The 16176-nt window shown below is 67.1% G+C and carries 13 protein-coding genes; 1 reads left to right on the top strand and 12 read right to left on the bottom strand.

Annotation, left to right across the window (positions count from 1 at the left end):
* Nucleotides 1-110: 110 nt before the first annotated feature.
* Entirely contained in the window at nucleotides 111-2477 is a 2367-nt protein-coding gene (locus tag EH231_RS23800) for a glycoside hydrolase family 65 protein (RefSeq protein ID WP_090432889.1), read from the bottom strand.
* 7 nt (nucleotides 2478-2484) lie between these two features.
* A complete protein-coding gene (locus tag EH231_RS23795; RefSeq protein WP_090432359.1) occupies nucleotides 2485-3255 on the bottom strand; it encodes a beta-phosphoglucomutase family hydrolase in 771 nt (256 codons plus the stop codon).
* A 129-nt stretch (nucleotides 3256-3384) separates the two neighbouring features.
* On the opposite strand from EH231_RS23795, the gene guaA reads away from it, so the two are divergent.
* Nucleotides 3385-4944 carry a glutamine-hydrolyzing GMP synthase gene (guaA, locus tag EH231_RS23790; RefSeq protein ID WP_090432362.1) on the top strand — a complete coding sequence of 520 codons (1560 nt, stop codon included), beginning with the start codon at nucleotides 3385-3387 and terminating at the stop codon, nucleotides 4942-4944.
* 54 nt (nucleotides 4945-4998) lie between these two features.
* On the opposite strand, the gene EH231_RS23785 is transcribed toward guaA, so the two are convergent.
* The 10 genes from EH231_RS23785 to EH231_RS23740 form a co-directional block, all read right to left on the bottom strand.
* On the bottom strand, nucleotides 4999-5919 hold the full coding sequence (locus EH231_RS23785; RefSeq protein WP_090432364.1) for a MerR family transcriptional regulator: 921 nt from the start codon (nucleotides 5917-5919) through the stop codon (nucleotides 4999-5001).
* The gene (locus EH231_RS23780; protein WP_090432366.1) at nucleotides 5919-7439 is read right to left on the bottom strand and encodes a flavin-containing monooxygenase; all 1521 of its coding nucleotides are present in this window, start codon (nucleotides 7437-7439) and stop codon (nucleotides 5919-5921) included. Before EH231_RS23780 ends, EH231_RS23785 begins: the two co-directional genes overlap by 1 nt.
* A 1-nt stretch (nucleotide 7440) precedes the next feature.
* Nucleotides 7441-8361, bottom strand: a complete 921-nt coding sequence (locus tag EH231_RS23775; RefSeq protein WP_090432368.1) for a reductase — start codon at nucleotides 8359-8361, stop codon at nucleotides 7441-7443.
* The gene (locus EH231_RS23770; protein ID WP_090432370.1) at nucleotides 8361-9215 is read right to left on the bottom strand and encodes an SDR family NAD(P)-dependent oxidoreductase; all 855 of its coding nucleotides are present in this window, start codon (nucleotides 9213-9215) and stop codon (nucleotides 8361-8363) included. Before EH231_RS23770 ends, EH231_RS23775 begins: the two co-directional genes overlap by 1 nt.
* On the bottom strand, nucleotides 9212-10210 hold the full coding sequence (locus EH231_RS23765; protein WP_090432372.1) for an alpha/beta hydrolase: 999 nt from the start codon (nucleotides 10208-10210) through the stop codon (nucleotides 9212-9214). Before EH231_RS23765 ends, EH231_RS23770 begins: the two co-directional genes overlap by 4 nt.
* Nucleotides 10211-10314: 104 nt before the next feature.
* The gene (locus tag EH231_RS23760; protein ID WP_164480998.1) at nucleotides 10315-12126 is read right to left on the bottom strand and encodes a zinc ribbon domain-containing protein; all 1812 of its coding nucleotides are present in this window, start codon (nucleotides 12124-12126) and stop codon (nucleotides 10315-10317) included.
* Nucleotides 12127-12168: 42 nt separating this feature from the next.
* A complete protein-coding gene (locus tag EH231_RS23755) occupies nucleotides 12169-12456 on the bottom strand; it encodes a hypothetical protein (protein ID WP_124713464.1) in 288 nt (95 codons plus the stop codon).
* Between the two features lie 142 nt (nucleotides 12457-12598).
* Entirely contained in the window at nucleotides 12599-13318 is a 720-nt protein-coding gene (locus EH231_RS23750) for a hypothetical protein (protein WP_090432373.1), read from the bottom strand.
* Nucleotides 13315-14523, bottom strand: a complete 1209-nt coding sequence (locus tag EH231_RS23745) for a zinc ribbon domain-containing protein (protein ID WP_124713463.1) — start codon at nucleotides 14521-14523, stop codon at nucleotides 13315-13317. The genes EH231_RS23750 and EH231_RS23745 overlap by 4 nt, the downstream gene beginning before the upstream one ends.
* A complete protein-coding gene (locus EH231_RS23740; protein ID WP_409544236.1) occupies nucleotides 14520-16142 on the bottom strand; it encodes a S53 family peptidase in 1623 nt (540 codons plus the stop codon). Before EH231_RS23740 ends, EH231_RS23745 begins: the two co-directional genes overlap by 4 nt.
* Nucleotides 16143-16176: the final 34 nt, after the last annotated feature.

Below are 16176 nucleotides of genomic sequence, written 5' to 3'. Positions count from 1 at the left end.
GCTCCTCTCGCTGTTCAGCGGAAAGCACCGCACGATGCCGCGCCACCGCTGTGACGTACGGGCGCTGAGTACCCAGTGGCCTTCGAATCCACACCCGGCGGGCCGGGTCGTTACTGTTCTGCGTGCCCGGTGCGACGGCGAATCGGCTCCCGGCCGGGTGGCTGGGGCGGCGCAGGCAGCAGCGGGTGCCGGGGAACGGTCGCGACGGTGGTCGGTGCACTGGTGCTGAGCACCACGTCGTCCCCGGCGTGTCGGATGGTCAGCGACCCGTCGGGTCCGTCGCGCAAGGTGTAGGTGACGGCCTCGTGATGCGTATCGACCGTCACCCGGAACCCCTTCCAGCGCAACCGGAAACGTAAGCACGAAATACCGTCGGGCAGGTGCGGGTCGAGCGACAGGATGCCCTCGTCGTCGCGCAGCCCACCGAAACCGGCCACCAATGCCGTCCACGCACCCGCCAGCGAGGCCATGTGCAGGCCGTCGCGGGTGTTCTGGTGCAGATCTCGCAGATCGATCAACGCGGCCTCATAGGCGTAGTCGTGGGCCAGCTCGAGGTGGCCGACCTCCGCGCACATCACCGCCTGGGTGCACGCCGACAGCGACGAGTCCCGGGTGGTGCGCCGCTCGTAGTAGTCGACGTTGCGCGCCTTCTGTTCCGGGGTGAACGCGTGGCTCTGCCACTGCATGGCCAGCACCAGATCGGCCTGCTTGAGCACCTGGGCCGGGTAGAGCCGGACGTACGGCTCGTTCAGCAGCAGCGGATAGGAGGTGTTGGCCGAGAAGTTCCATTCGGCCAGGGTGGTGAAGCCTTGGCACTGCGGGTGCACACCCAGTTCTTCGTCGTAGGGGATGTGGGCGGCGTCGGCGGCGTCACGCCAGGCCGCGGTCTCCTCGGTGGTCACGCCCATCGAGTACGACGCATCCGGATGGCGCGTGCAGGCGTCGACGGCCACCCGCAGGTTGTGTGCGGCCATCAGATTGGTGAATACGTTGTCGCGGACCACCGCGGTGTATTCGTCGGGTCCGGTCACACCGTCCAGATGCCAGATCCCATGGCGGTCATGGTGTCCCAGTGACATCCACAGCCGGGCGGTGTCCACCAGGACCGCGAGTCCGCATTCCTGCTCCAGCGAATCATCCCCGGTGACAACGCGATAGCGCTCGAAGGCAGCGGCGATGTCGGCGTTGATGTGCCATGCCGCGGTGCCCGCAGGCCAGTACGCCGAGCACTCCTCGCCCCGGATGGTGCGCCACGGGAAACTGGCGCCCTTCAGATCGAGTTGGGCCGCCCGGTCGCGGGCGAGATCCAGCGTGGAGGCCCGCCACCGCAGCGCGTCGGCCGCGGCCTGAGGCTTGGTGTAGGTCAGCACCGGCAGCACGAAACCCTCGGTGTCCCAGAAGGCGTGGCCGTCATAGCCGGTGCCGGTCAGCCCCTTGCCCGCGATGGCACGCCGCTCCGCGCGAGCGCTGGCCTGCAGCACGTGGAACAACCCGAACCGCACCGCTTGCTGGCAATCAGGATCACCCTCGACCTCGACGTCGGCGGAGTCCCAGTACTCGTCGAGGTAGGCGCGCTGGGAGTCCAGCAGCCCCTGCCACCCGCTGTAGCGGGCGCCGGTGATGGCGGCGGCAGCCTGATCGCGCAGCGCGGGCCGGGACCGCAGGCTGGACCATCCGTAGCCGAGGTACTTGACGATGCGCAGCTTCTGTCCGGCCCGCAGCCCGCAGATGACGGTGGTCCGGGCCAGGTCGTCACGGGAGTCGGTGCTCACCTCGACCCGCCCCGGCACCTCGACGTCATGGTCCATCGCGGCGGCCATCATCAGTCCACTGCCGACGGTGCGGTGCACCAGAAGCGCACCGGTGTCGGTATTTTCGTGGTGCACGGCGTGCAGCGGGTGTTTGAGCACCGCCGACACCCGGGGGTCGCCGGTGGTCTCGGGTTGGTCCTCGTTGGTGACGAGTTCGGATTGCACTGTCACCCGGGTGAATTCGCCGATCGCCTCCACTATGTACTCGATGGCGGCCACGCCGCGGTGCGCAAAGGACACCAGGCGGGTGGAGACCACCCGGACCTGCTTTCCCGCCGGGGAGCGCCAGTGGGCGAGGCGCGTCAGGGTGCCGGCGCGCAGGTCCAGGATGCGCTCATGGTCGATCAGATCGCCGTAGCGCACGTCGAAGGGCTCGTCATCGACCAGCAGTCGCAGCAGCTTGCCGTTGGTGACGTCGACGACGGTCTGCCCGGCCTCGGGATAGCCGAATCCGGCTTCGGCGTAGGGCAGCGGGCGCACCTCGAAGAACCCGGCCAGGTACGTGCCCGGTAGGCCGTACGGCTCGCCCTCATCGAGGTTGCCGCGTAGACCGATGTGGCCGTTGGACAGCGCGAACAGCGATTCGGACTGAGCCAGCAGGTTGAGGTCCAAACGGGTTTCGCGCACCTGCCACGGTTCCACCGGGTACGCGTCGTGGGTGATCATCATGGGGCTACATCAACTCCGCCAGGTCGGTGACCACGATGTCGGCGCCGTCGCGGCGTAGTTGCTCGGCTTGCCCGACGCGATCCACGCCGACCACGAAACCGAACTTTCCGGCCCGGCCGGCCGCGACCCCGGCCAGCGCGTCCTCGTAGACGGCGGCCTGCGCGGGGGAGACGCCGAGGAGCTCGGCGGCGCGCAGGAAGCTGTCCGGTGCCGGTTTACCCGGCAGGTTCTCGTCACGCATCGTCACCCCGTCCACCCGCTGCTCGATGTATGTGTCCAACCCGGTGATCTTGAGAACTTCTTCGGTGTTGGCGCTGGAGGACACCACGGCCCGGCGCAGGCCCGCCCGTGCCACGGCCTGCAGATAGCGCCGGGATCCTTCGAACACCTCGACCCCTTCGGACTGCAGGGTCTGGTGGAACATCGCGTTCTTGCGGTTGCCCAGACCCTCGACGGTCTCGGCGTCGATGCCGTCGTCCGGTATGCCCTCGGGTAACTCGATCCCGCGGCTTTCCAAGAACGAGCGGACACCGTCCTGCCGGCGTTTGCCGTCGACGTAGTTCAGGTAGTCGGCGTCGATGTCGAAAGCGACGAACGGTTCGCCGGTGCGTTCGGCTCGCGCCTTCAGGTACCCGTCGAACATCGTCTTCCACGCCTTCTTGTGCACGCTGGCGGTGTCGGTGAGCACGCCGTCGAGGTCGAACAGGCAGGCAGTGATCTGTTCGGGCAGGCCCAGCACTGGGCACCTCGCTTTCGCCGACGTCTCCTTCATCATGCGTAATCGCCATGCGGGCGGGGGACTTAAACACGCCTTCTGCGGCGACTGCTGCGGGCCAGTTCAGCGCTGTCGATACGATTTTTGCCCGTATCGGTGGGCAAACGCGTCACCTCCTAGACTGTTGCGGTGACATCTGCATCTCCCCGTCCTGTCCTCGTCGTCGACTTCGGCGCTCAGTACGCACAGCTGATCGCTCGCCGGGTCCGTGAGGCGCGGGTGTTTTCCGAGGTCATCCCGCACACCACCACGGTCGAGGAGATCAAGGCCAAGGATCCGCAGGCCATCGTGCTGTCGGGTGGTCCGGCCAGTGTCTACGCCGAGGGCGCCCCGCGCCTGGACCCCGCGTTGTTCGATCTCGACATTCCGGTGTTCGGCATCTGCTACGGCTTCCAGGCCATGGCCCAGGCGCTGGGCGGGACGGTCGAACACACCGGGACCAGCGAGTATGGGCGCACCGAGCTGCATGTGGCGGGCGGCGATCTGCATGCCGAACTGCCGGGCACCCAGCCGGTGTGGATGAGCCACGGCGACGCGGTCACCGCGGCGCCGGACGGGTTCAATGTGATCGCCTCGAGCGCAGGGGCTCCCGTCGCCGGCTTCGAGAACCGGGCCCGCCGACTGGCCGGCGTCCAGTACCACCCCGAGGTGCTGCATTCCCCGCACGGCCAGCAGGTGCTGAGCCGGTTCCTGCACGAGTTCGCCGGGATCGGTGCGACGTGGACCGCCGCCAATATCGCCGATCAGCTGATCGAGGCGGTGCGGGAGCAGATCGGCGACGGCCAGGCGATCTGCGCGTTGTCCGGCGGTGTCGACTCCGCGGTGGCGGCCGCACTGGTGCAACGAGCCATCGGGGACCGGCTCACGTGTGTGTTCGTCGACCACGGTCTGCTGCGGGCGGGCGAGCGCGCGCAGGTCGAGCGGGACTTCGTCGCGGCGACCGGTGCCAAACTGGTCACCCTCGACGTCGCCGATCGCTTCCTTGAGGCACTGTCCGGGGTGACCAATCCCGAGGGCAAGCGCAAGATCATCGGTCGCGAGTTCATCCGGGCGTTCGAGCGGGTGGTTCGTGACACCTTGGGTGCGAGCGAGGGCGAGATCGAGTTCCTGGTGCAGGGCACGCTGTACCCCGATGTCGTGGAATCCGGTGGCGGCACCGGCACGGCCAACATCAAGAGCCACCACAATGTCGGGGGCTTGCCCGACGACCTGAAGTTCAAGCTCGTCGAGCCGCTGCGGCTGCTGTTCAAGGACGAGGTGCGCGCGGTCGGCCGTGAGCTGGGCCTGCCGGAGGAAATCGTTGGCCGCCAACCGTTCCCGGGTCCGGGTCTGGGTATCCGCATCGTCGGCGAGGTGACGGCCGACAGGCTCGACACCCTGCGCCGCGCGGATGCGATCGCCCGCGAGGAGCTCACCGCCGCCGGCCTGGACCAGCAGATCTGGCAGTGCCCGGTGGTGCTGCTGGCCGACGTGCGTTCGGTGGGCGTGCAGGGCGACGGACGTACCTACGGTCACCCGATCGTGCTGCGCCCGGTGTCCAGCGAGGACGCGATGACCGCGGACTGGACCCGCGTGCCCTACGAAGTGCTGGAACGCATTTCGACCCGGATCACCAACGAGGTGCCCGAGGTCAACCGCGTGGTGCTGGATGTCACCAGCAAGCCGCCGGGCACCATCGAGTGGGAGTAACCACTCCCGCGAGCAGACATAAAACTGCCCCTTTTCACGCGAACAGGGGCAGTTTTATGTCTGCTCGGCAGGGTTGGTGGCAGCGTTCTCGACGTACTCGGTCAGCATCTGACTGACGACCGATTCGATGGTCGCCTCGATCGAGGCGGCCAGTGTCGCGCTCACCGCGGAGACGGCCTGTGTCCGGAACTGGATCAGCATCGTGATCAGTTCGGCCACTTCGGTATCCGCGGGCAGGGATTCGCCTGGCTTGATCTTCTCGGATACCTGATCGACCCCGGCGCGCACCAGGATCGAGCTGATCTGGTCCAGGAGTGGCACCACCTGCTCGTGCACGTTGATCAGCGTGTCGATCGGCACGCCATACCGCCGGACTTCATTGAACGCCTCGATCAGCTTGGGCCGCACGATGATTGCGTCATCTGAGGTCTTCTCGAGCTTGATCACACCGTTGCCGACCAGCCGGTCGAACCCGGCATCGTCATCGACCAGCCGCTTGGCTTCGGCCAGTGGCATCCGCTCGGGTTTCTCGGTGGCCCAGTTGCCCGCGATGGCGTCCTCCAGGCCCAGCACATCGCCGATGTCCTTGCCCTGCTCCCACGCGCTGAGCATCTCGTGGACATGCGCGATGTTGTAGCCCCGGTCCAGCATCGAGGTGATCAACCGCAGCCGTGTCAGATGCGTGTCGTTGAACAGCGCGATCCGGCCGACCCGCAGCGGCGGGTGTAGCAATCCACGGTCGCGGTACACCCGAATGTTGCGGGTGGTCGTGTCGGCCAGCCGCGCGAGTTCCTCGATCCGGTATTCGCCGGAGGCTGCGGCGCCGTGCGGCTGGACGGCGGCGTCGAAGAGCTGGGACACCGCCGTTTCGATGACGTCGCGCGATCCGCGCCGGATCTGCCGTGGGGCCCGGCGCAGACCGGTGAGGATCGTCGAGATGGCGCCCGCCGACTGCCGGGGCTGCTTGGCCGCCATCAGGCCGAGGAGCTGATCGCGACGCGTGCGTCGCGTGCTGTCACGTCGTAGTCACCGAGCCGGAAATCCCGCATCTGTCGAAGATACTGGGTGGCGGTTCCGGGATACATCGACGCGTTGAATCCGTCCGCCGTCAGGTACCAGCTGGTGCACCCCGACATCCAGGTGGTTTTGGTCAGTCGCTGCTGAAGGCGGGTGTTGTGCCGCTGCTGCACGTCGGCGCGCACGTCGAGGTAGCGAAGATTCTTGCGCAGGATCGTGCTGATGCCGGTGACGGCGTAGTCGATCTGGCCCTCGACGTAGACGAGCAGTGAGTTGTGTCCCGGCCCGGAGTTGGGCCCGGTCATCAGGAACAGGTTCGGATACCCGTGGGCGTTGATGCTCTTGTAGGCCTGGGCGCCGCCCCTCCATTCGTCGGCCAGAGACCGGCCTCCGAGACCGGTGACCGGATAGGGCGGACCGGTCAGGTGGACGTCGAAGCCGGTGGCGAACACGATCGCGTCGAGGTGATGTTCGATGCCGTCGCTGGTGCGAATGCCCACCGGGCTCATGGTGGCGATCGGCCAGTCGATGAGCTTGCAGTTGTCGCGCTGCAACGCCGGGTAGTAATCGCTGGAGACCAGCATCCGCTTGCAGCCCGGAGTGAAATCCGGTGTCAGCTGCCTGCGCAGCCACGGATCGGAAACCTGCCGGCGCAGATGCGCCTTGCCGACCCGCGCCACCAGCCCCGTCAGCGGGGTGTCCCACACCATCGCGGTCGCGCTCGCCTCGTGCCCCCAGAACAGGATCTGGCGGGCGAGCTGTTGCACAGCAGGCACTTTCGTGAACAGCGTGCGTGCCGCCGGGGGAGTGGCGATATCCAGACGCGGGATCACCCAGCCCGGGGTGCGTTGGAACACTTTGACGAAGCCGGCGGTCTTCACCAGCTCCGGGATGATCTGCACGGCGCTGGCCCCGGTGCCGATGACGGCGACGCGCTTGCCGGTGAAGTCGTAGTCGTGGTCCCAGTTCGCGCTGTGGATCTTGTGGCCCTCATAGGTGTCCAGTCCGCGGATGTCGGGCCACTTGTGGTCGGGCAGGGGACCGGAGGCCAGTACCACGGTCCGGGCCCGGAAGCGCCGCGCACGTGAGGAGCGATCGGGTCCTGAGCGGCCAGTGGTGTTGACCGTCCAGATGCCTTCGGCTTCGTCGAACGACAGACCGTTGACCTCTACACCGAACTGGATCCGCCGACGCAGGTCGAACGAGTCGACCATGCCCTCGATGTGCTGACGGATCTCGGCGGCCGGGGAGTAGGCCCGCGACCAGTCCGGGTTCTTGACGAACGAGAACGAGTACAGCAGCGACGGAATATCGCATGCCGCACCGGGATAGGTGTTGTCGCGCCATGTCCCGCCGACCCGGTCCGAACGGTCCAGGATGACGAAGTCATCGATTCCGGCCTCGATGAGTTTGATGGCGGTGCCGATGCCGGTGAATCCGGCACCGACGATCAGCGTGTCGTAGGTCCGATTCGCCATGTCAGGCCGCCGGCTCGTGGGTGAGCTCTTTGAACCAGGTGGGTATCGGCCGCAGCAGTGTCTTCGGATAGCGGTCTGAGGCCCACACCATGGGATTGGCGATCCAGTGGTAGGGGTGGCGCGGGTTGGTGACCATGCGGCCGTGCAGCTTGAGCAGCTGATAGGTCGGTACCCGCCAGGTGTGCTCACCGCGGCCGCCGATCTCCTTGAAGCGCATCATCGCCTTGTACAGCTTCTCCGGTTGCAGGCCCATGTCGACGATGTTGTTGCGCATCCGGTTGAGCAGCGGTACGTACATCAACGTGCCGATGATCACTCCGGGAGACGCGACGTTGCCGACGAATTCGACCGCCAGTCTCCGCGCGGTGGAGTTGCCGATCATGTTGAGCACTTCGAAATCAACCGCGATATGGCGGGATTCGTCGTTGTTGATCTTCTCGAAGACCTGATGACACACAGGGTCGTCGACCTCTTCGAGCAGGAACTTCAACAGTGCTCCGTCGAGAGCCACCTCGAGCATCGGGATCACGGTACCGAGGACCGACAGCGACATGTTGTCGGAGAAGGTGTCCAGCCATTCGATGGCCAACCGGATGTTGACGTTCGGTTCGGGCATCTCGCCGTCTTCGAGCATGCCCCAGCGCTTCATCAGGGCCAGCTCGGCGTTGGCGTGCCGCTGCTCTTCGGCGTGGAAGTAGCGGTAGATCTCGGCGATGGTCGGGGTCGGCGCCTTCTTGGCCAGCGCGGCGAACCCGCGTGCACCGACGTTCTCGATCCAGCACAGGTCGGCCATGAACGCCTTGAGTTTCGGGCGCATCTCGTCGGTGATGGTCTCGGCCCCCGGTGCGTCCCAGTCGATGTCGGCCAGGGCCCATTGCCGGTCCTTGATCTTCGCCAGCATTCGTTCCATGTCCATGGCCATTACGAAACCTCCTCGTGACTGGTGATGCGGGTCGTCAAACCCACCGCGCGGGTGTACACGGTCGGGGTGAGTCGTTTGATGCCCCAACCGATCCGGGCATCGAGTTGGGGCATGCAGTAGAGGCCGCCGCGGTCGTTGGTGTCCAGACACATCCGTGCGACCCGTTCGGGGGAGAACCCGGTCCACCGCATCAGCCGGTCGGCCAACTGCGTCGATTGGGCTGTGATCCGGCCGGCTTCGACGATGTTGGTCTTGACGAACGTCGGGCACAGCACCGTGACGTTGATGCCGGTGCCGGCCAACTCGGCGGCGAGGGTTTCCGACAGTGACAGTGTCCCGGCCTTGCTGACGTTGTAGGCGGCCATTCCCGGAGCGGCGCCGAAGGCGGCAGCGGACGCCACGTTGATGATGCCGCGGGGCTGATCACCTTGTGCGGCACGCAGAATCGGTGTGAACACGTGGCAGCCGTGGATCGGCCCCCAGAGGTTGATGCCGAGCACCCAGTGCCAGTCGTCGAGGGGGACCTCGCCGATCGGCTGCCCGCCCGCGCCGACGCCCGCGTTGTTGACGACCAGGGAGGGTGGCCCGTCGAACCAGGTTTGCGCGGCCTCGGCGAGGTGGGTGACCTCGTCGATCTGCGAGACGTCACAGCGCACCGCCGTGGCCTGTCCGCCGTCGGCGACGATGGCCTCAGCGGTGGCGCGGGCCGCGGCCTCGTCGATGTCGCTGCACACCACCCGGCCGCCGCGGGAGGCCAGTTCGCGTGCGAAGGCGGCGCCGATGCCGCTGCCCGCGCCGGTGACGACGGCGTCGGCGTGCCGGCTGCGTTTGCGGCCCGATCCGAAGATGTTCATCCGGCCACCTCGACGGTCTCCTCATTGGTGTCGCAGCGCAGGGATTCCGAGATGAAGCCTGCCGCTTGTTGCATGGCCGGGACGGCTTCCGGACTGAGCCGGGGCAAGGCCTGGAAGACGTGTACCTGGTCGGGCCACACCTGCAGTTCGGCACGGCCGCCCGCGGCCCGGATGTCCGCGTCGAGCGAGCGGGCATCGGCGAGCAGCATCTCGGCGCCGCCGGCCTGGATCAAGGTTCGCGGTAACCGTCGCCCGCCGGCGACGTCCAGGTTCAGCCGAGGATGGCTGACATCCACTTTCCCGCAATACAACTCGACGAGACGGGCAGCGTCGGCCACGCGAATCGCCGGGTCGGGCCGCAGGCTCTCACGGGTGCGGGCGAGGGTGAAAGTCAGGTCGATCAGCGGGGAGAGCAGCACCAGTCCGGCCGGGTGGACGACGTCGGGCTGCAGGAGTAGATCCACGGCGAGGTGCCCACCCGCGGAATCGCCCGCCATCACGATGCGGTCCGGACGGAGTCCGCGTTCGGTGCACAACCAATCCCAGCCGGCGCGGACATCGTTGGCGGCGGCGGGGAACCGGTGCTCGGGAGCCAGCCGGTAGTCGATGCAGAACACGGGCAGTCCGGTCAGACGCGACAGCCACGCGGTGAGCCGCCGGTGCGTCCGCGGTGAGCACAGCGCGAATCCGCTGCCGTGAAGGTAGTAGATGGCACGTTCGCCTTCGGTGACCCCGGGGCCGCGCACCCATTCGCCCACGACGCGTCTGCCGTCGGCCATGCGCACATCGACGCGTTCGACACGGGTGCCCGACAGCGGCGGACCGAAGGTGGCCATGATCCGTGCGATCAGCCTGCGTGAGGTCCACAGTCCCCAGCCGGTATCCGGCGGCAGAGCCGCACTGACCTGGCGCAGGGTGAGGCTGCTGACCTTGGACGCGCTACGGGACCGCACGGATCCGCGTCGGGCCGGGTGAATTCCGGTGGTTCCGGACATGGGGCCTCCTCGTTGAAGCGTGTCTGGAGTACACCAGCAATTGATGACATTTGTCAATGTCACCAATTGACGATGGTTCACGTCCAGCTCAGGCCCGCCGAGACTCAGCGCGCGGGGTCTCCGCGCCACCGAAAACTGTTGACGTACTTGCCCATATCCAGTGCGAGATCCAAGTTGGCGCCGGACGGAATGCCGGGGCCGAAATCGGGGCCGTACGCGTGATACGGGCCCGTCGCGACGGCGATCAGCGCCAGGTCGTTCTTGACCGCCGCGAGAATCACCACCCGCAACCGCATGTAGTCGCCGGTCGCGTTCTGCGGCCAGCTGTCGAGGACCATCCCGTACCCGGGTTGGTAGCCGACCATGGCATTCGGGATCTCGTAGTCCATGTCGGCGTCGGGGTAGGTGTCCTCGATCAGGGCTGTGGCGATCTCCTTCGGCGTCCTTCCGGCCGCGGGCTTGCTGATGAGTTGCATGGTGCCGCCGTCTCCGACCAGAAGATCCGCCGTCACCCCGTTAGCGGCGGTGGTGACCGTGTAAGCGGCGCCTGTGGCCGGATAGGCGACCGAGAACCCGCCATCGGGGGCGGTGAAGCGGGGATTCGTCGCCACCGGCTCGAATGTCGGCGGACGGCCACAGTCCGGCGGGCATACGTAACGTTCGGGAGCGGGGCTGGCCAATGCCGACACCCCGACGAGGGCCGCAGCCAACAACGCAACACCCGCACCCCACGCCCCCAGCAGCCGGTGGTCGCCGACCCGATGCGCCGGCGGCGACAACGCGCGGATCGCGACGCCACAGTTCGGGCAGAACCTCATGTCGGCAACGGTGTGTTCGCATTGTGGGCACAGCCGCGATCCGTCTGAATGAACGGCGGCGTCGGGGGTTTCATAGAGCAACGCGAGCTGCAGACCGATTCGCAGCACCAGCATCACCAACGTCATCACGGCCAGATGCACTGCCAGCACCAGCATCTGAGACACCGGCGCGACATCGATCAGGCCGAGCATCGCATAGCAGACGGGGACGGTTGCGGCCGTCAACGCCAGTGCCGTACGTACGGCCTTCGAGTTCTGCCGCGGGTTGTCCGGCGCCGGGGTGAACCACAAGGCGATACCGATGAGAGCTCCGGCGGCCCCAGCGGTCAAGGGCACCGCCACCGCCTGGATACCGGCCTGCACCAACAGCCCGCTCAATGGCCGGTCGTGGTCCACGATCCCGTCGTCGAACTGTGGAGCCAGCCGGCTCAGCGTGGCGGCCGCGGTGAACGCCAGCGCGCTCAGCGCGCCGATGGCAAAGCCGCCCAGCGATTTTCGTGGTCGCGGGGCGAACAGGCGGATCGCCACCGCCGGGGTGAGCATCAGCAGCATCGCGCCGAGCGGGACACCGAGGCCGTCGCGCATGATCCGGAACTGCGGGACGTCGACACCCATCGGCATGTCGTACTCACGGGCCACCGCGGTTGCGGTCATTAGGGTCCAGGCGGCGCCCAGCCCGGCGCCCAGGACGGCGGTCAGCAGCATCGTACGCACCGGAATATCTTGGAAGACAACAGATCTGCGTAGGTATGCGACGAACAGTAGCGGCACCCCGAATGCGGCGAGCGCGTTCATCGCCGCCGGCAGTCGCAGCAGGGCGCACGCGGCCACCGCGACCACCAGCACGGCTATCGCCAGCCGGAACAGTGCGCGCGAATGCCGCGGCAGTTGGGGGAACAGCGAACTGACCACCGACGGCCGCAGCAGGTGCTCGCGGCCCGCGCAGTACGCGCGGACCCGCAGCCACCCGGGCCCAGCGCGCCGCGAATCCAGATGTGCGCCGCATCGGCCGCAGAATGTGCCCGCCGGAACCTCGGCCCGGCATACCCGGCATTCGATGGTGGGCAAGGTGTTGTCGGAGCCGGCTCCGGTGCTCATGGCGTGGGTGGCCGCACGGTCAACGGCCGGTATCCGACGGCGCTATTGCCGGTGGGGGCTGCCGATCCCGTGACGTCCGGTGGGTGGCGCGACCGGCTCTACGTGGGTGGGCGTGAACTTGTTGTTGCCACCGGGGGAGACCTGCTTCTCGGTGGGTTCCGCGGGCGGCGGCGTTGTGGGGGTCGTCGTTGTCGTGGTGGTGGTCGGGGTGGGGCTCGTGGTCTCGGGTGCCTTTTCGCCCGTACCGCAAGCGCTGAGCCCGACCATTCCGACGATCGCGACCGAAGCCGCGGCGGCCGCGAGGCGACGAGTTGATGGGCGTGACCTCATGATTAGTCCTAACTGTCCCCCGCCTGGCGATTCGGGAACAGCACCCGAATCGGATTGCCAGCAAACTCTAACCCGGCACGGCCCGGCCTGGGCGTCAATTGTGAGTTTTCGATCGGCGGCAGCACCGCATCGAAAAGCGGGTTCAGCGGTTGGGATCTCCGCGCCAGCGGAAGCTGTTGACGTATTTGCCCATGTCCAGCGCCAACTGCAGGTTCGCGCCCGAGGGTTTACTGGCGCCGGAGCCAGGGCCGAACTCCCGGTAGGGTCCGACGGCCGATGCGACGAGAGCGAGGTCGTCTTTCACGGCGACCAACACCAGGACCCGCATCCGCATGTAGTTACTTGTGGCGCCCTGGGGCCAGCAGTCGGCGACCAGTCCGAATCCCGGGTGGTAACCGACCATCGCATTCGGGATGTTGTAGGCGGTCTTGGTGTCGGGAAAGGTCTTTTCGACCAGGGAATTGGCGATGTCCTCGGCACTGCGGCCGCCGGCCGGCTCGCTGAACAACTGCAGCATGCCGCCGTCACCGGCCTGGAATTCGGCGGTGACACCGGTCGGGGTCGTGGTGACCTTGTACGCCGAGGAAGCCACCGGATAGGAGACCGAGAAGCTCCCGTCGGGCGCGGTGAACACCGGATTGATCGCCACCGCCTGCCCGGTCGGGGGCCGCCCACAGTCGGGTGGACACATGTAGCGGGCCGGGGATTTGCTCGTGGCATGGGAGACCCAGACCAATGCACCGGCCACCAGGGCGATTCCGGTGCCCAGGATCGCCAGCAGCTTCAAGGCCGAGGTCCCGCGGACGGCTCGGGTTCTGCCCGTGGAAATGGGTACCGCGTAGCCGGGAAAGAACGTGCTCATCCGGCGTCGGACCCCGGATCACGTACCGGCCGGTGCTCGCGGCGTTCTGCTCGGGAAGTGCGTGACGATGCGTGGGTGGCGGCACCGCAGTGGGGGCAGAACGACATGTCGGGCACGACGTGACCGCAGCGTGGGCAGAAGATGGGTTGGTCGGAGGCGATCTCGTCCTGTGCTTCGTGCAGCAGTGCCAGATGCAGACCGACGCGCAGTGCCAAGATCGCCAGCAGCGCAACCCCGATGTGCACCGCCAGCTGGATCCACTGGGGGATACGGGCAACATCGACAAGGCCCAGCGCGGTGTAGATGATCAGCACCGCGAGCGCACAGGAGAACATCACCAGCCGGACGTAGCCGACGTGTTTGTCGGCCTTGGTGGCGGGGCGGGTGAACCACAATGCCGCACCGATCAGGCCGCCGATGGCCGCTGCGGTCAAAGGTACGGCGACACCGCGGATTCCGGCTTCGACGATCAGTCCGGACATCGGGCGGTTGCGGGCCACCATGCCGGTGGTGAGCTGTGGTGCCAGCCGGGTCAGGGTGGCCGCCGCGGTGAATGCCGTCGCACCGAGAGCGCCGATCATGAAGCCGTCCAGCGATTCCCGGTTCGCCGGGCGCAGGAGCCGGACCACGACGGCAGGTACCAGCATCAGGACCGCGCCGCCCAGCGGAATACCCAAGCCGTTGCGCACCATCCGGGAGCCGGTCACCCCCACACCGAGTGGGACGCCGTAGGACTTGGCCATGGCGTGGCCGGTGATAAGCACCCAGCCCACGCCCAGCGCGACTCCCAGCACGATGGTCACCGCCAGATTGACGCGGTGTAGATCGCGGAACGCGTCGGACTCATAGAGGTAGAGCAGGAAAAGCAATGGAAGCCCGAGTGCGGCAACCGCGATCAGGGCCGCGGGCAGCCGCAACAGCGCACACGCCACCAACCCGGCCAGCAGGACCAGCATCGCGATACGGAACGGCATGCGGGACTGGTGCGACAGGTGGGGGAACAGCGAGCTGGCGATCGACGGGCGTAGCAGGTGCTCATCGGGGGCGACGCAGGATGCGCTGAGGCGCAACCATTCCGGTCCGTCTCCTCGCTCCTTGTCGATCGGCACCCCGCACAGGCCGCAGTACTTGCCGTCTGGCACGTCGATCTTGCAGACGCGGCATTCGGTGGTGGGGACGTCGGTGTCGTCAGGCGCGTCGGTCATCGGCTCACCTTCTGAAGGATGAGAAGGTTCTTGGCGAGGTTTTCCACGTCGGGTGTGCCCAGCCCGGTCACCAGGTCGTAGCCGGGTGCGGCGCTGGCCACCGCGTTGCCGCCGAGGGTGACGTCGCGGAACGCCGGCAGCGGTGCTCCTCTGGCGATGCGGTACAGCAGCGGATTGAAATCGCCGAGCGCGCGGCCGCCGTTGGCGACCAGGTACTGATTCATCACCGCGGCCATCGCGGCCCACAGCGGTGCGGACTGCGAGGTCCCGCCCCCGACCAGAACCTGGCCGTTCAGAACGATTTTCACTCCGGTGAACGGGTCGGCGACGGCGGAGATGTCGGGAGTCAGCCGCTTCTGCTCGCCGCCGGCCTCGGTGCTGCCCGGGGCGGACAGCCCCTTCTGCCAGTCCGGGCGGTCGAACAGCGCGGACACGCCGCCGCCGGTGCCCTGCGACAGCGGAACGTCGAACCAGGCCTGCTCGGCCAGCCAGTCGCCGTCGGCGTCGGTGGACAGCGTCGTGCCGCCGACATCGGTGATCTCCGGAAGGGACGCCACCGAGTCGAGGCCGATGTCGTCCTTACCGGGTGCGGACGACCAGTCTTGTCCGCCTTTGCATTCCAGGCCGGCGAGGTCGCCGCTGGCGTTGAATGCCGTGGTGCCGTGGGTGTGCGCGGTGGCCAGTGCGGATCGGACGGGGGCGAGATCGGCAGCGGTGATCAACTTGTCACAGCCCCAGCCGATCGAGAAGCTCCACACCGCGCCCGGGAACTGCTGGTCCGCGGACTCCAGCATCTTCCCGATCTTCTCGTAGGCACCGTCACCCTGCACTGTCGGCCTGGCGTTGACCACGACCTTCTGCGCATCAGGGGCGACGGCATGGGCGACCTGTAGATCCATGGTTGTCTCACCACGTGGTGCGCTCGGTTGGCCGCCGACCACTGTCGGGGTGAACCTGGGCAGGCCGAATGTGGCGGCGAACGTGTCCAGATCGGCCTGGTCGAAACCGTCGAACGCGAAGAACACGATGGTCGTGCCCTTGCCGGTGAATCCCTGCTTCGCCAGGCCGGCAAGGTTGTAGGTGTTGAGCACCGCCTGCGGTGTCAGCCCTTGGTCCGGAACATCGGTGGGCAGGTTCCGCAGGTCCGGCAGCGACATCCGGTACGGCGTGTAGCCCAGGATGCGGCCGACTTCGGAGACCTCCCCGGCCAGCGGCTCGGGTACCGACGGCTGCTGCGGTGAGGCGTAGAACTCCTGACCGCGCCGGCCCCGGTAGTCATGGATGTCCACCCCGAAAGCGGATGCCATTGCGGCAGATCGGCCCTCGGCGATCGCCCAGGCATCACCGGGTCGCCACCGGATCGACAGTGAATGCTCCTCGGCCCACCCGAGCAGCGCAGTGGGCCGGGCGGTGCCGTGCAGCGTCATGGTCAACTGCGCCGAGCCACTGTCGGCTGGCCCGAGATCGGTTGAGGCAGAAAGTAATTGGGCATACGGGCCCGTGATCTGGGTGGGCCCGTACGCCCAATTGCCCGTGTCGGGGCTGGTTCGCAGGTCGGAGACCAGCAGAGCGCTGAACAGGATCAGCGCCAGTAACACCCGCCCGGGGGCGATGTTCATCCCGGCCATGGGCGAACAACCGACTGTCTGTACT

Source organism: Mycolicibacterium nivoides, from assembly GCF_003855255.1.
Taxonomy (GTDB): domain Bacteria; phylum Actinomycetota; class Actinomycetes; order Mycobacteriales; family Mycobacteriaceae; genus Mycobacterium; species Mycobacterium nivoides.
The sequence above is the reverse complement of the archived record's forward strand: the minus strand, read 5'-3'. Positions and strand labels throughout refer to the sequence as shown.

Excerpts from the sequence above, each read along its gene's own strand:
- EH231_RS23780 (WP_090432366.1), bottom strand. The coding sequence starts at position 7,439 with ATGGCGAATCGGACCTACGACACGCTGATCGTCGGTGCCGGATTCACC.
- EH231_RS23745 (WP_124713463.1), bottom strand. The coding sequence starts at position 14,523 with ATGACCGACGCGCCTGACGACACCGACGTCCCCACCACCGAATGCCGC.
- EH231_RS23740 (WP_409544236.1), bottom strand. The coding sequence starts at position 16,142 with ATGAACATCGCCCCCGGGCGGGTGTTACTGGCGCTGATCCTGTTCAGC.
- EH231_RS23800 (WP_090432889.1), bottom strand. The coding sequence starts at position 2,477 with ATGATCACCCACGACGCGTACCCGGTGGAACCGTGGCAGGTGCGCGAA.
- EH231_RS23770 (WP_090432370.1), bottom strand. The coding sequence starts at position 9,215 with ATGAACATCTTCGGATCGGGCCGCAAACGCAGCCGGCACGCCGACGCC.
- EH231_RS23750 (WP_090432373.1), bottom strand. The coding sequence starts at position 13,318 with ATGAGCACGTTCTTTCCCGGCTACGCGGTACCCATTTCCACGGGCAGA.
- EH231_RS23765 (WP_090432372.1), bottom strand. The coding sequence starts at position 10,210 with ATGTCCGGAACCACCGGAATTCACCCGGCCCGACGCGGATCCGTGCGG.
- EH231_RS23760 (WP_164480998.1), bottom strand. The coding sequence starts at position 12,126 with ATGAGCACCGGAGCCGGCTCCGACAACACCTTGCCCACCATCGAATGC.
- EH231_RS23795 (WP_090432359.1), bottom strand. The coding sequence starts at position 3,255 with ATGATGAAGGAGACGTCGGCGAAAGCGAGGTGCCCAGTGCTGGGCCTG.
- EH231_RS23755 (WP_124713464.1), bottom strand. The coding sequence starts at position 12,456 with ATGAGGTCACGCCCATCAACTCGTCGCCTCGCGGCCGCCGCGGCTTCG.
- EH231_RS23785 (WP_090432364.1), bottom strand. The coding sequence starts at position 5,919 with ATGGCGGCCAAGCAGCCCCGGCAGTCGGCGGGCGCCATCTCGACGATC.
- EH231_RS23775 (WP_090432368.1), bottom strand. The coding sequence starts at position 8,361 with ATGGCCATGGACATGGAACGAATGCTGGCGAAGATCAAGGACCGGCAA.